This is a genomic window from Streptococcus sp. V919 (genome assembly GCF_054353475.1).
The window spans coordinates 227,453-241,992 of the sequence record NZ_JBTHHY010000002.1 but is presented as its reverse complement, the minus strand read 5'-3'; the positions used below and the strand labels follow the sequence as shown (position 1 = coordinate 241,992).

The 14,540-nt window shown below is 41.7% G+C and carries 11 protein-coding genes; 2 read left to right on the top strand and 9 right to left on the bottom strand.

Features of this window, described 5'->3' with window-relative positions:
• Positions 1 to 21: 21 nt before the first annotated feature.
• A complete protein-coding gene (locus ACXYSK_RS07275; RefSeq protein ID WP_458625555.1) occupies positions 22 to 1,167 on the top strand; it encodes a low temperature requirement protein A in 1,146 nt (381 codons plus the stop codon).
• A 392-nt stretch (positions 1,168 to 1,559) separates the two neighbouring features.
• Here ACXYSK_RS07275 and ACXYSK_RS07270 read toward each other — a convergent pair whose 3' ends face one another.
• Complete coding sequence (locus ACXYSK_RS07270; protein ID WP_458625554.1) at positions 1,560 to 2,216, bottom strand: hypothetical protein; 657 nt, start codon at positions 2,214 to 2,216, stop codon at positions 1,560 to 1,562.
• A 237-nt stretch (positions 2,217 to 2,453) separates the two neighbouring features.
• On the opposite strand from ACXYSK_RS07270, the gene ACXYSK_RS07265 reads away from it, so the two are divergent.
• Positions 2,454 to 2,987, top strand: a complete 534-nt coding sequence (locus ACXYSK_RS07265) for a hypothetical protein (protein WP_458625553.1) — start codon at positions 2,454 to 2,456, stop codon at positions 2,985 to 2,987.
• 184 nt (positions 2,988 to 3,171) lie between these two features.
• On the opposite strand, the gene ACXYSK_RS07260 is transcribed toward ACXYSK_RS07265, so the two are convergent.
• The 8 genes from ACXYSK_RS07260 to fusA all read right to left on the bottom strand — a co-directional run bounded on the left by ACXYSK_RS07260 (position 3,172) and on the right by fusA (position 14,306).
• Positions 3,172 to 3,735 (bottom strand): ABC transporter substrate-binding protein, encoded by a 564-nt coding sequence (locus ACXYSK_RS07260; RefSeq protein WP_458625552.1) that lies wholly within the window; start codon positions 3,733 to 3,735, stop codon positions 3,172 to 3,174.
• 185 nt (positions 3,736 to 3,920) lie between these two features.
• Positions 3,921 to 4,958, bottom strand: coding sequence for a tRNA preQ1(34) S-adenosylmethionine ribosyltransferase-isomerase QueA (queA, locus tag ACXYSK_RS07255; protein WP_458625551.1), 1,038 nt, complete (start codon positions 4,956 to 4,958; stop codon positions 3,921 to 3,923).
• Positions 4,959 to 4,986: 28 nt separating this feature from the next.
• The gene (locus ACXYSK_RS07250) at positions 4,987 to 5,895 is read right to left on the bottom strand and encodes a LysR family transcriptional regulator (RefSeq protein WP_045613425.1); all 909 of its coding nucleotides are present in this window, start codon (positions 5,893 to 5,895) and stop codon (positions 4,987 to 4,989) included.
• Positions 5,896 to 6,036: 141 nt separating this feature from the next.
• A complete protein-coding gene (locus ACXYSK_RS07245) occupies positions 6,037 to 6,267 on the bottom strand; it encodes a GlsB/YeaQ/YmgE family stress response membrane protein (protein ID WP_458625550.1) in 231 nt (76 codons plus the stop codon).
• 9 nt (positions 6,268 to 6,276) lie between these two features.
• Positions 6,277 to 7,518: an aminopeptidase gene (locus tag ACXYSK_RS07240; protein WP_458625549.1), complete on the bottom strand. Its 1,242-nt coding sequence runs from the start codon at positions 7,516 to 7,518 to the stop codon at positions 6,277 to 6,279.
• A gap of 21 nt (positions 7,519 to 7,539) precedes the next feature.
• Positions 7,540 to 7,692, bottom strand: a complete 153-nt coding sequence (locus ACXYSK_RS07235) for a hypothetical protein (RefSeq protein WP_000776626.1) — start codon at positions 7,690 to 7,692, stop codon at positions 7,540 to 7,542.
• 23 nt (positions 7,693 to 7,715) lie between these two features.
• Complete coding sequence (locus tag ACXYSK_RS07230) at positions 7,716 to 12,110, bottom strand: PolC-type DNA polymerase III (RefSeq protein ID WP_458625548.1); 4,395 nt, start codon at positions 12,108 to 12,110, stop codon at positions 7,716 to 7,718.
• A gap of 114 nt (positions 12,111 to 12,224) precedes the next feature.
• Complete coding sequence (gene fusA / locus ACXYSK_RS07225; RefSeq protein ID WP_254726732.1) at positions 12,225 to 14,306, bottom strand: elongation factor G; 2,082 nt, start codon at positions 14,304 to 14,306, stop codon at positions 12,225 to 12,227.
• Positions 14,307 to 14,540: the final 234 nt, after the last annotated feature.

The window sequence follows — 14,540 nt, the reverse complement described above, 5'->3', positions numbered from 1 at the left end:
CTAAAATAGAAAGGTCTTAAGATGACAACTCTTATTAAACATAAACGTGTAGAATTTTCAGAACTTTTTTATGACCTAGTTTTTGTTTTTGCAATTTCAAAAGTAACTACTTTAATTGACCATCTTCATAACGGTATTTTGACTTGGAATTCTTTCCTTGATTTTTTCATTGCTACTTTGTTTCTCATCGATTCCTGGATGATTCAAACCGATTATACCAATCGCTATGGAAAGAACTCTTTATTTAACATAGTAATCATGTTTATCAAAATGGGAATTTTACTCTTTATAGCCAATATGATTGGACCTGATTGGCAACAATATTTTCATTATCTCTGTTGGGCTATTGGTACATTAACCCTTACCTTATTTTTTCAATATTTGGTTGAATTTTTTAGAAAATCAACCGATGATGCTAATCGGGAAAGTATCAAAGGTTTTCTATGGATAACAGGTCTAGGAAGTTTAGGATTCTATCTAGCAGCTCTTCTTCCTATTTACCTTAGAGTCTATATCTTATTTGCTAGTATTCTGCTAACATTTATTATGCCAAGTATCTTGCTTAATAAAGATAAGCATTACCAGGTAAATCTCCCCCATTTAATCGAGCGTATCTCCCTTCTTGTCATTATTATGTTTGGAGAGATGATTACGGAGCTAGCTAACTTCTTTACAATCGAGAATTTCTCGATTTATTCGGTTCTTTATTTCATAATTATGATTTCTCTGTTCTTGTTTTATTTTGGTCAATTCGACCATGCTATTGATCAAAAATCTAATCAAAAGGGACTATTTCTAATTTACAGTCACTATCCTATTTTCATTGGGCTTATGATGATGACTGTATCGATGAGTTTTCTTCTGAATCCTGAAGCTAATCGTCTCTTTGCAACCATCTTCTCTTATATCGGATTTGGCCTCTTTCAAGCTGCTGTCCTAGTAAATGGGCCCTATAACAAACACTATCTTCGCTATTCGAAAAGTTACTACTGTGTCCAAGCGACACTCTATCTGGCTGCCTTGATTCTCTCTTTAATCTTTGCTTCTAATCCTATAATAGTAGTGAGTATAACAACCATTTTAGCTCTAGCTATAGCCATTCATTTTATTTATTTTTATGTGACACAGAATAAAAAATATTCCAAATCTAACTGGGGGTTCTTTTAATGAGTTTATAACATAAAAAAGCTTTGGGAACCAAGGCTTTATATGATATCAATCACCGACCACGAAAATGTTTAGCTTACAGAACTGCTAGTGAAGCTCTAGAGGATGAGTTCGAGTAAATGTTGCACTTATTCTTGCAATTTATCATTTACTTGATGCACGAACTCGATATTTTTTTCGTTAATTTGTTTTTGCCCCACTTTTGCCCCATTTTTAAATCCTGACATTGAAAATACCTAAAAGTATTTCCCTAAAATCAGCTATATTTCAACATTTTTGTTTATTTTCAATATGAAAAGTTCTTACAAATTCATGCAGGGGGCATCTAAATCAACAGGAAAAAGCCTTGAAATCAAGGCTTTTTTTGTTTTTAGAAGTATTTAGAATGATGCTCAATGTTCCGCTTCTTCCTTAAATCTTACTTTTCCTTGGCTGTATAATCTCATAATCTTCACAAAACGAACTGGATTGTTTTGGTTATACATAAGAAAAATTACAAAGAATAACAAGCCAGCAAACCACAAACCATAGCCTTCATTAATCGGTTGACCAAATTTTAGAGGAAGAGTCAAGAAATACAAAAAATAATAGATGGATACTATATTTACTGCAAGGCGAGCAAATCGAAAAGGTAAAGCAGACAGTTGTCTAGGATCAAACTGGTTTTTTACAAACAAATTATGAGATGCGGCATAGTAAAAGGCTTTCTCTGTCGTCGGCTGTGCTTTGCGAACATTTTTATAGAGTGCTCTTTCGAGTAAAGCAACTAACGAGAAAAACTGCATCAACCAAAAGAGAAGAATACAAGCTAGACTGAACCAGTTGTAGACACCAACAAACTTGAGTGAAAAGAAGCCCGAAACTGCGGGTCCACCTGCTAGTAAGAGAATTACCAAGTCAGGAATAAAGGAATTCGTGTCACCAGCTTTTTCAGTATTGAGCAACTTACTCTTTGGAGCAGCTAAAGCCTCTCCTGTCTTTTGGTCATAATAAACAGCCTGTCCATCACATTCGCCGATAAAGACACGACGTCGGCTGAGAAAAAACATACATACCTCTTTCTATTTATGAAAATATGTTGTCAAAGTTTGGATTACATTTATCCTAGTATACCACATTCCATATGCTAGGTCATAGGATAACTATGGTTGGAAGATTGCTAAAATGTTGACAGAACTTCGCTCCATAGGATATGATGGGAATACCTAGAAATTTTACTCTCCACGACCTATACGACTTCTACTGAAAAAGCGTTGGCGAGTTCAATTCTATATCTGGAGGTTTCTATGAAAATCTATTATTCAAAATTTGTCGGTGTCGGCTATCTATTCTTTGCGGTGGGTGTATTCTTTCAATTTTTCTTTTTCCTCGCGCATGGATTAATCGACTTTTCCCAGCTTAGTCTTCTTACTGTAGTTCCAACCATCCTCTTTTTCGCTGCTATCTATGCAACGATTGCAGGCATCAAAAGACTGACTAGTCGTAGGCTCTCCTTTGAATTCACCTTTGAAGGCATTTATGTCTATCCCGGGCTCTTCTTTTCCAAGGAAATCTTCATCCCAAAAGAAGAATTGTTGCGAGCATCGTATGTTGAAGTGGATGTCAGCGACCCTGACCATGTCAACAGCAAGGCTTACTATTTAGACTTCGATCTGAGAGAGGTGACCCAGCTAGAAGATATTTCTAAGTCAAACGTCATCATCGATACAAGTGTCCTGATATTGCGCCTCGCCCTTAGTCTCTGTCGATTTAGAGAAGAAGAAAAAGCCGAGTTGGCGACCTATCTAAAAGAAAACTACGGAATTGATTTCTTATATTAGCTAGTAATAAAAAGCCCTGATATAGGGCTTTTTGTGTTGTTAGCGATTTACTACTTGCACATAAAAACTGGCTGGTTTGTCATCCAACTTAAACGTATTGTAAACTTGGATGTTTAAAAATTTATACATCGAAAACTTTAAAAAAGCAAGGACATTTCTCCACCCTTACTTCTGATTGATCTTCTTAGTTACGGTAAAATTGGTTATCTTTATCGCTCACTGATTGACCGATAGACAAGACGTCTTGGCTACCGTCTGTACCTGTCACTTCGTTTTGGACTCCAGCTGGGGTAAAGATCAGTCGTGCACCTTGTCCACCACCGACAAGATGAATACCTGTTGAGTAGTAGCCATCTTTTTCCTCTACTTGCCCCATCTCGTATTTAAAGGTTCCATTTGCACTTTGGATTGTTACAATCCCATCTGCTGTGACTGTTGCAGTTGTTCCCGCGTAGTTTTCCCAAATTCCTACAAATTTAGCGTAAGCCTCTTGTGATTTTTGCTTATCTTCTGTTTGTTCTGCTTGAGTGGTTGTAGCTTCTATCGTACTATTTGTTTCTGACTTCTGCCCCTCTTTTTGGCCTGCTTCAGTTTTACTTGCGGACTCTGTAGTCACCTTGCTTGTTGTTTCCTTTTGGTTTGAAGCTGAAGTGTTCTTGTCAGTCTTTCCACCACAGGCAGCCAAGGTCAAGGCAACTAACAAGGTCAGGACTGATAGGCTCGTATAGCGCAATGTTTTGTTTTTCATAAAAATCTCCTTTGAAATAGATACAGATAAAAGTAGCTCGTCAGATTTTGCATATATTTGACGGCTGTCTCGTAGTCTTCAGTGTATCATTTATTTGGCTTTAATTCAATAGCTATCTGATATCAAAAAAAGCTAATCCAATCAGGAATTAGCTCTTTTATTTCTAGTTTTGATTTGCTCGTTTTTTAGTAGATAAACATGGCATCGCCAAAGCTAAAGAAACGGTATTTCTGATCGATAGCATGCTGGTAGGCTTCGAGGACCAATTCTCGGCCTGCAAAGGCTGAGACAAGCATGACCAAGGTAGACTTCGGCAGGTGGAAATTAGTAGAAAAAGCATCGACAACTTTCCAGTCATAGCCCGGTTTGATAAAGATATTGGTCCAGCCAGAGTCTGCTTGGATTTGCCCATCGAACTTGCTTCCGATAGTCTCTAGCGTACGGATAGAAGTTGTTCCCACAGCAATGACACGGCCACCATTTTCCTTGACCTGACGCAAGGTCGCAGCAGCTTCCTCAGATAATTGGTAAAACTCTGAGTGCATCTCGTGTTCATCTAGATTATCGACGGAAACAGGTCTAAAGGTTCCAAGACCAACGTGCAAGGTCAAGTAGACTAGGTGAACTCCTTTTTGCTGGATCTCTTCTAGTAATTCTTTGGTAAAATGAAGGCCTGCAGTCGGAGCAGCGGCTGAGCCACTCTCCTTGGCATAGACGGTCTGGTACCGTTCACGGTCATCCAATTTTTCGTGAATATAAGGAGGCAAAGGCATTTCTCCAAGACTTTCAAGTACTTCTAGGAAAATTCCTTCATACTCAAAACGGACAATACGACCGCCATGGGTTAATTCCTCGGTCACGACTGCGCTAAGTCGACCATCACCAAAGATAACACGGGCCCCGACCTTGAGACGCTTAGCTGGCTTTGCCAAGACTTCCCATTCGTCTCCAGCTGTATTTTTCAAGAGTAAGAGTTCAACGTGGCCCCCTGTTTCTTCCTTTTGGCCATGAAGTCGCGCTGGTAGTACGCGGGTGTCATTCATAACCAGGGCATCACCTGGCTCTAACATTTCAATAATAGAGTGAAAATGGCGATCTTGAAATTCCCCTGTTTTGCGATTGACCATCAAGAGTTTAGAGGCATCGCGCTTTTCCAAAGGCGTCTGTGCAATCAACTCCTCCGGCAAGTGAAAATCAAAATCATTTGTATTTAATGTCGTCATTCTTCTTTTCTCTTCTCATTTATTCAAATTACTTATCAAAACGAACTTCTTCAAGTAGGTACTCGATGAAACGCTCACCCATCTTGGACAAGCTTGTCTTTTCATGCTGGATATAAACCAGCTCAATGGGATCATCAATATCAAGTGGAATCGAAACGATATTGTCCCCATTAAGGTTACTATTGAGGATACCTGTCGCGATGGTATAGCCGTCCAAACCAATCAAAAGATTGAACAAGGTCGCACGGTCACTAACCACGATGGATTTCTTGTGGTGTTCCTGTGACAAAATCTCTTCTGAGAAGTAGAAGGAATTATGGGTCCCTTGGTCATAGCTCAAGTATGGGAAGTCTTCTAGATCTGATAACTGCACCTTGTCTCTTTTAGCAAGAGGGTTGGACTTGCTGACAAAGATATGGGGTTGGGCTGTAAAGAGATGATGGGCAACCAGATGGTTGTCATCCAACATCTTCGAAAGTACGTCCCGGTTATAGCTATTTAAAAAGAGGACTCCGACTTCACTGCGGAAGTTCTTGACGTCGTCAATGATTTCCCAGGTTCTGGTTTCACGCAAAAAAAGCTCGTACTTTTCCATATCGCTCTTCTTGAGCAAGGAAACAAAGGCATTGACCACGAAGGCATAGTGCTGCGAAGACACACTAAAAAGCTCGCGATGAGCGATTGGGTTCTTATAGCGTTCTTCTAGAAGTTGCGTTTGCTCGACAACCTGACGGGCATAGGATAAAAACTCCATCCCATCACGTGTGAGGGTGATTCCCTTGGGATTTCGGATAAAAATCTCAATTCCCATCTCATTTTCTAGATCACGAACTGCATTTGACAGACTCGGTTGTGTAATGAAAAGTTGCTTGGCAGCCTCATTCATCGAACCAGTCTCTACGATTTTGATAATATAGTGTAATTGTTGAATTCTCATGCTTTTATTGTACCATACTTAGCGCAATATAAAAAGAACCAGTAACTGAAAGCCAAGCTAGTCGCATATCAGTCTTTTTACAGCTCATTAAAAAGAGGTTGGAAGATCTCCAACCTCTTTATCTGTTCTAGCAAGTTAAAACTAGCTGTCTTTTTTCCAAAAGATAGCTAATAAAATCATGGCTCCTAAAACTGATGGGATAATAGCCGTATCAGCTAAGATAGGCCCCCAAGTTCCAAAAAGTAATTGTCCTAAAAAGGCACCAATCCAGCCGAGAAACATTTTTCCGAAGCATCCCATTCGTTCGCCACGATTGGTGATAGCTCCTGCTAATAGTCCGATCAAAAGTCCGACAAACATACTTCCAATCATAGCTTCTCCTTAAATTGCCCAATCTCCATTGCGGAAGAGTGGCACGCGTGTTCCATCCTCACGGATACCGTCGATATCCATTTGGTTGGAACCAATCATAAAGTCAACGTGAACATCGGAACGGTTAAGCCCTGCAGCTTCAAGTTCTTCTTCGCTCATCTCTGCTCCACCAACAACGCTCGTTGCATAGGCTGCACCGATAGCTAAGTGGTTAGAAGCATTCTCATCGAAAAGAGTGTTAAAGAAGGTAATACCTGACTGTGAAATTGGACTTGGATCTGGTACCAAGGCACATTCACCCAAGGCACGCGCGCCAGCATTCTTAAAGACAAGGTCCTTCATAACTTGATCACCCTTTTCAGCAGTGATATCGACGATTTGACCATTTTCAAAGGTCACCTTGATGCCTTCGATGATGTTTCCATTATAGCTAAGTGGTTTTGTAGACGTTACATAACCATCAGCACGACGGAAGTCAGGAGCTGTAAACACTTCTTCTGTTGGCATATTTGGCAAGAATCCTTCACCTTGGGCATTGATAGCTCCAGCTGATTCCCAAACGTGGTTCTTAGGCAAGCCAAGTGTCAAGTCAGTTCCAGGAGCTGTGTAGTGAAGGGCTGAGAATTGTTCATTGTTCAGCATTTGAGCCTTGCTCTTCAAGATAGCTGCATGTTCTTGCCAAGCCTTAACTGGATCTTCTTCGTAGATACGGCAAGTCTTGAAGATTTGGTCCCAAAGGAGGTCCACTGCTTCTTCGTCGCTTGCAGCATTTGGAAAGACCTTCTTAGCCCACTCTGTACCAGCTGCTGCAGCAACTGTCCAGCTAACCTTGTTAGATTGAGTAGCGATACGCATCGGTTTCATGGCGATTCCCATCGCTTTTGCAGAAGCAGAAAGTTTTTCTGCATCTACTCCGTTCAAGGCACCTGGATCAGAAGAACGAACAGCCAAACGACTCGCCTTGTTATCAAGGAGGTAGTTCATCTCAGCAATCTTGTATTCTGGTACATTGTCCAAACGTTCTAGTGGCGCGTGAAGGAATTTCTCACGATTTACAAAGTCATCTGCCCATTGGACGATCACTTCGTGTGCACCGAGTGCATAAGCCTCTTTGACGATTAAGTGAGCCAACTCACGTTGCTCCACATCGATAGAGAGAGCCAAGGTATGACCCGGTTGCACATTCACACCGTTTGCAACCAAAAGCTTAGCGTATTTTTCTAGATTTTCTTTAAAATTTGGTAAAACCATTTGTGTTTCCCTTTTCTATTTTTATTTTTCTTTCAAAGCAGAAAATAATCCTGCTAAAGCAATAGCACCAGACAAGAGTGCTGTCGATAGAAGAATTGTCTGATCAGCAAGCTCTAATTGATACTCAAACACCTTCTCAGCCGGCTTGTCTTCCGCAAAAATTCTGAGTTTCATCAAATGTCCCCCGTTACTAGTCCCTAAAATAAATCATCAAACAAACTCAGCTGGTTATCCTCTGGCATATTTCCGAGAATCCCCATCTCATCCATCTTTTCAACCAAGGTTGATGAGAGTCCACCACGCTTGCGGAGTTCTGTTTTAGAGAGGAATTCTCCCTCTTGACGAGCACGAACTAATTGCTTGGCAACGTTCTCTCCTAGACCATCCATAGCGACAAACGGTGGGATGAGAGTATCTCCGTCAATGATAAATTCAGTCGCATCACTACGATAGAGGTCCAACTTGCCAAATTTGAAGCCACGTTCCCACATTTCATTGACGATTTCAAGCGTTGTATAGAGGTCGATTTCCACATTGGAAGCTTCATTGTTCTTGCGCTTTTCAGCAATTTCTTGCATCTTGCGTTTGATTGCTTCCAAGCCTGCACCCATGGTCTTGATATCAAAGGCCTTTGCACGGATGGAGAAGTAAGCACAGTAATAATAAATCGGATGGTGAACCTTGAAGTAGGCTACACGCAAGGCCATCATAACGTAGGCAGCCGCATGGGCTTTAGGGAACATGTACTTGATTTTTCCACAAGATTCGATATACCACTCAGGTACATTGTTGGCCTTCATGGCCTCGATATATCCATTACGCTCTTCTTCAGAGATTTTGAGCCACATTCCCTTACGAACTCGCTCCATGATAGTAAAGGCCATCTTTGGATCTAGGCCAGCGTGCATGAGGTAAACCATGATGTCATCCCGACATCCGATAACGGTTGATAGGTCCGCAATTCCAGCCTTAATCAAGTCCTGGGCATTTCCCAACCATACGTCGGTACCGTGAGACAATCCAGAAAGCTGTAGCAACTCGGCAAAGGTCGTCGGATGGGTTTCATCCACCATTCCGCGAACAAAGTTGGTCCCAAACTCTGGAATTCCAAGCATACCAGTTGAAGTCCCGATTTGATCAGGTGTCACTCCCAGGATATCTGTACCCGAGAAGAGGGCCATGACATCAGGATCATCCATAGGGATATCATTTGGATCAATGCCTGATAAATCCTGGAGCTTGCGAATCATGGTCGGATCATCATGACCAAGAACATCGAGCTTGAGGACGTTCTCATCGATATCGTGGAAGTTAAAGTGAGTGGTCTGCCATTCAGCAGTTACATCATCTGCAGGATACTGTACTGGTGTAAAATCATAGACATCCATATAGTTTGGGATAACAACGATTCCCCCTGGGTGTTGACCAGTCGTACGTTTAACACCAGCTGCTCCTTGAGCTAGGCGCTCTACTTCGGCTTCACGGTAGAACTTACCATAGTCACGCTCGTAACCCTTGACAAATCCATAGGCTGTCTTAGCAGCCACCGTACCTACCGTTCCTGCACGGAAGGCATATTCTTCCCCAAAGATATCACGAACATCCAAATGAGCGCTTGGTTGATCCTCACCAGAGAAGTTCAAATCGATATCAGGTACCTTATCCCCGTCAAAACCAAGGAAGGTCTCGAAAGGAATGTCCTGTCCATTCTTGCTGAGCTTGTGCCCACAGTTTGGACAGTCTTTATCTAGCATATCAAACCCTGAACCGTAAGAACCATCTGTGATAAACTCACTGTACTGACACTGACCACAGACATAGTGAGGAGAGAGCGGATTGACCTCGGTAATCCCAATCATGGTCGCAACGAAACTAGAACCAACAGACCCACGGGAACCAACCAAGTAACCTCGTTCGTTGGAACGGTGCACTAGCATCTGCGAAGCCAGATAAATCACGGCGAAACCATTCCCCAAGATAGAGGTCAATTCCTTTTCAATCCGTAGATCAACGATATCAGGCAGTGGATTTCCATAGATTTCAAAGGCTTTTTTATAGGTTAACTCGGCAACTGTTTCTTCAGCTTTGTCAATGAAAGGCGTGTATAAATCACCCTTTACAACCTCCACAGGTTCAAAGATTTCTGCCAAGGCATTGGTATTTTCAATAACAATCTTGCGAGCCAAGTCTTCCCCTAGAAAGGCAAACTCATCCAACATTTCATTGGTTGTTCTAAAATGCGCCTTTGGTAGCGGAGCTGGTTGAGCAGCTTCTCCATGACCGATCGTTCGGTTAATCATGGCACCCTGACCTAGACTTCGCACGATGATTTCACGATAGATTTCGTCCTCAGGTTCGAGATAGTGGACATTTCCTGTCGCAAGAACGAGTTTCCCAAGGCGATCTCCAACCTCTATCAAGCTCTTGATGATGATTTGGAGTTCCTCCATGTCCTTGACCTGCTCTTTAGCAATCAGAGGTGCATAGACAGCTGGAGGCATCACCTCGATAAAGTCATAGTATTTAGCAACTTCGACTGCTGCATCTACACCTTGTGATACAACTGCATCAAAGACTTCTCCTTCCGTACAAGCAGAACCCAAGATTAACCCTTCTCGATGGGCATCTAGTACTGTACGTGGAATCCGTGGTACTCCTTCAAAATACTGGGTATTTGAGAGAGAAACCAGCTTAAAGATATTTTTCAAGCCCACTTGATTTTTTACATAGATAGTTGCATGCTTGACGCGAGCTTTTTTATAAGAGTCCGGACTGATTAAATCAATATTCAATCTAGCTAAATCTGTCACGCCATGCTTTTCTGCCACTTCCTTGATAAAGATGAAAAGCAGACGGCCAGTTGCTTCCGCATCATAGTTGGCCATGTGATGGTGTTCTAGGGCAACTCCAAAACGCTTGGTCAAAGGTCCTAGACCGTGGCGCTTGTATTCAGGATAGAGATTTCTTGCGAACTCTAGCGTATCGATGACAGGCTGAGTAATTTTTGGCAGCCCATGACGTTCATAATTGGCATTCATAAAGCCAACGTCAAAGGTTGCATTGTGGGCTACAAGAACGGTATCCTTACAAAATTCTTGGAACTCTTTTAAAACTTGAACCAAGGGTTTGGCATTTTTTACATGGTCATCCGTAATTCCTGTCAATTCAGTTGTAAAAGCAGACAAAGGATGCCCTGGATTGATAAACTCATCAAATTCAGCGACGATATTGCCCTTATACATCTTGGAAGCTGCAACCTGAATCAAGTCATTATAGATTGCTGAAAGTCCTGTCGTTTCCACGTCAAAGACTACATAAGTAGCTTCAGAAAGGTCCATCTCTACTTCGTTATAGACGATAGGAACACGGTCTTCAACGATATTGGCTTCCATCCCATAGATTAGCTGGATGCCAGCTTTCTTAGCTGCCTTATAGCCATGAGGGAAGGATTGAACATTCCCGTGGTCTGTGATTGCTACTGCCTTGTGTCCCCATTTGGCTGCTTTCGCAACGAGTTCCTCAACTTCAGGTAGAGCATCCATAGTCGACATATTGGTATGTGCATGGAACTCAACCCGACGTTCTCCCTCTGGCATCAGATCCTTACGCTCATAGTGGACAACTTCCTGCACATCTTGCACATTCATGGTCAAGTCTCGCGTGAAATTATTCATTTCAACATTCCCACGAACACGAAGCCAAGAGTTTTTCTTGATCATGTCAAACTTCTGAGCTTCTTCTTCATTTTTGACCCATTTTTGCATAGAGAAACTAGAAGTATAGTCGGTCATCTTGAAGTTAATCAAAACACGACCTGTTCTAGTCACCTTCTGCTCAACATCAAAAACAACTCCTTCAAATACCAAACGGTTCTCTTCAGTATTGACCTCAATCATTGGAGTAATTTCTGCCTTGTCTAGTTTTGGCTTGGCAGCTGCCTTCTTAGCTTGAAAATCAAAGATAGGCTTATCCTCTACTGGAGGTGGTGGCGCCATCTGTTCCAACTGTTCCATAGCCCGAAGAGTTTCTTCATTGGCAGCCTGAACAATCATTTGATTTTCCGAATGGAAAACTTCTTGTTCTTCCTTGGTCAAATCTTCATTTTTCTCTAAAACACAAGTGAATTTAGGAAAGCCAAAAAGTTCCAGCTGTTTACTGAGATTTGGTAGGTGGTTTTTTCTAAAATGTTCTGTATCTGCTGCTTCAGAAGCTTCAATAATCAACTGATCATTCTCAACTCGAACCTGACAGTTTTGATACATGGAACGAAATCCCTGACTTGCACAAGGTCCATCTGAAAAAGCCTCTTGATAGTAGGCTTGTAGAAGCTCTTTTGTAAAGTCTTGATGGCGAGTTTTTATCTCAAAGGTTGCTTGATTTCCTGTTTTTGAAAACTCTTCTTTCAAACCTTTCTTCAACGCTAAAAAGAGTTCAAAAGGCAGGATATTCTCAAAGACAAAGCGAAACTCCCAAATTTTACTTTGTTTGTGTACAATAACTTGTTCAATTTCTGCCTGGGAGAAGGCTTCATGATTTCTTATCTCAGCGGGGATTCCCAACTGATTCATTAAAATTTCAAAAGTGGTTGACATCCATTTTCCTCACAATATACTCCTTCTATTTTACCATATTTGAAGCAATTTTAGCTATTTCTACCAAACAGAAAAAGAAGCCACAAAGTGACTTCTTTTTAGTGTGACGGTGAATTAATCTTCACCTTTGTTTTTCTTAATGATTTCTTCTTGTACTGACTTAGGTACATCTTCGTAGTGGTCGAATACCATCATGAATGTACCACGTCCTTGTGATGCAGAACGAAGAACTGTTGCGTAACCGAACATTTCAGCAAGTGGAACGTAAGCACGAACGATTTGGCTGTTACCGTGTGCTTCCATACCATCTACACGTCCACGACGAGCAGTTACGTGACCCATAACATCACCAAGGTTTTCTTCTGGAACAGTGATTGTTACAAGCATCATTGGTTCAAGGATAGCTGGTTGTGCAGTCTTAGCAGCTTCTTTAAGTGCAAGAGATGCAGCGATCTTGAAGGCAGTTTCAGATGAGTCGACATCGTGGTATGAACCATCGTAAAGCTTAGCTTTAACGTCAACCATTGGGTAACCAGCAAGAACACCGTTAGCCATAGATTCTACCAAACCTTTTTCAACCGCTGGGATAAATTCACGAGGAACCACACCACCGACGATTGCGTTTTCGAATTCGAATCCTTTACCTTCTTCGTTTGGAGTAAATTCAATCCATACATCACCGAATTGACCTTTACCACCAGACTGACGTTTGAAGAATCCACGTGCTTGAGTAGGAGCGCGGAATGTTTCACGGTAAGATACTTGAGGAGCACCTACGTTCGCTTCAACTTTGAACTCACGACGCATACGGTCAACAAGGACGTCAAGGTGAAGCTCACCCATACCAGAGATAACTGTTTCACCAGTTTCAACGTTTGTTTCAACGCGGAATGTTGGATCTTCTTCAGCCAATTTTTGAAGGGCGATACCCATCTTGTCTTGGTCTGCTTTAGATTTTGGCTCAACCATCAATTGGATAACTGGTTCTGGAACGTTGATTGACTCAAGGATGATTTTCGCTTTTTCATCTGTCAATGAGTCACCAGTTGTAGTATCTTTCAAACCAACGGCAGCAGCGATATCACCTGAGTAAACAGTGTCGATTTCTTGACGGCTGTTAGCGTGCATTTGAAGGATACGTCCGATACGTTCACGTTTACCTTTAGAAGTGTTCAATACGTAAGAACCTGATTGAAGAACACCTGAGTAAACACGGAAGAATGTCAAACGACCTACGAATGGGTCAGTCATGATCTTGAAGGCAAGAGCTGCGAATGGCTCTTCGTCAGATGCTGGACGAGTTTCTTCTTCATCTGTGTCTGGGTTGATACCTTTGATTGCTGGGATATCAAGTGGGCTTGGAAGGTAGTCGATAACCGCATCAAGCATCAATTGAACCCCTTTGTTCTTGAAGGCAGAACCACACAATACTGGGAAGAATTCAACGTTGATAGTTGCTTTACGGATAGCAGCTTTCAATTCTTCGTTAGTGATTTCTTCACCTTCAAGGTATTTCATCATCAATTCTTCATCAGTTTCAGCAACTGCTTCAACCAATTTTTCACGGTATTCTTGAGCTTGGTCAAGGTATTCAGCTGGAATATCTTCTTCAAGGATATCTGTACCAAGGTCGTTAGTATAGATTTCAGCCTTCATCTTGATCAAGTCGATGATACCACGGAAGTCATCTTCAGATCCGATTGGCAATTGAATTGGGTGTGCATTTGCTTGAAGACGATCGTGAAGTGTGCTTACTGAGTAAAGGAAGTCAGCACCGATTTTGTCCATTTTGTTGGCAAATACGATACGTGGAACTCCGTACTCAGTTGCTTGACGCCAAACTGTTTCAGTTTGAGGCTCAACACCTGATTGTGAGTCAAGAACTGTAACCGCACCGTCCAATACACGAAGAGAACGTTGTACTTCGATTGTGAAGTCCACGTGTCCTGGTGTGTCGATGATGTTTACGCGGTGGTTGTTCCATTGAGCTGTTGTCGCAGCAGATGTGATAGTGATACCACGTTCTTGCTCTTGCTCCATCCAGTCCATTTGTGACGCACCTTCGTGAGTTTCACCGATTTTGTGAATTTTACCAGTGTAGTAAAGGATACGCTCAGTTGTAGTTGTTTTACCAGCATCGACGTGAGCCATGATACCGATATTACGAGTTTTTTCAAGTGAAAATTCGCGTGCCATGAGGTTTGTTTCTCCTATTTATTTTAATTTCTATTCTATTATAACACGATTTTAATAAAAACGGATAGGCAGGACCCACCCGTTCTCAGTGTTTATCTTGTTTAGTTGGTTTCAACTTGTAGATAAGTTGAGTTGAACTTGAGCTAAAGTTAGTTAGCCGATTTGAGCCGGAACGGGATGCTGTGTGAAAAAGATAAACTTCCTTGTATTCGTCGAATACTGCGTCAGTTTCCT

Coding starts and splice junctions, on each gene's coding strand:
- ACXYSK_RS07275 (WP_458625555.1), top strand. CDS start 22: ATGACAACTCTTATTAAACATAAACGTGTAGAATTTTCAGAACTTTTT.
- queA (WP_458625551.1), bottom strand. CDS start 4,958: ATGACGACATTAAATACAAATGATTTTGATTTTCACTTGCCGGAGGAG.
- ACXYSK_RS07245 (WP_458625550.1), bottom strand. CDS start 6,267: ATGATTGGAAGTATGTTTGTCGGACTTTTGATCGGACTATTAGCAGGA.
- ACXYSK_RS07240 (WP_458625549.1), bottom strand. CDS start 7,518: ATGGTTTTACCAAATTTTAAAGAAAATCTAGAAAAATACGCTAAGCTT.
- fusA (WP_254726732.1), bottom strand. CDS start 14,306: ATGGCACGCGAATTTTCACTTGAAAAAACTCGTAATATCGGTATCATG.
- ACXYSK_RS07235 (WP_000776626.1), bottom strand. CDS start 7,692: ATGAAACTCAGAATTTTTGCGGAAGACAAGCCGGCTGAGAAGGTGTTT.
- ACXYSK_RS07270 (WP_458625554.1), bottom strand. CDS start 2,216: ATGTTTTTTCTCAGCCGACGTCGTGTCTTTATCGGCGAATGTGATGGA.
- ACXYSK_RS07265 (WP_458625553.1), top strand. CDS start 2,454: ATGAAAATCTATTATTCAAAATTTGTCGGTGTCGGCTATCTATTCTTT.
- ACXYSK_RS07230 (WP_458625548.1), bottom strand. CDS start 12,110: ATGTCAACCACTTTTGAAATTTTAATGAATCAGTTGGGAATCCCCGCT.
- ACXYSK_RS07260 (WP_458625552.1), bottom strand. CDS start 3,735: ATGAAAAACAAAACATTGCGCTATACGAGCCTATCAGTCCTGACCTTG.
- ACXYSK_RS07250 (WP_045613425.1), bottom strand. CDS start 5,895: ATGAGAATTCAACAATTACACTATATTATCAAAATCGTAGAGACTGGT.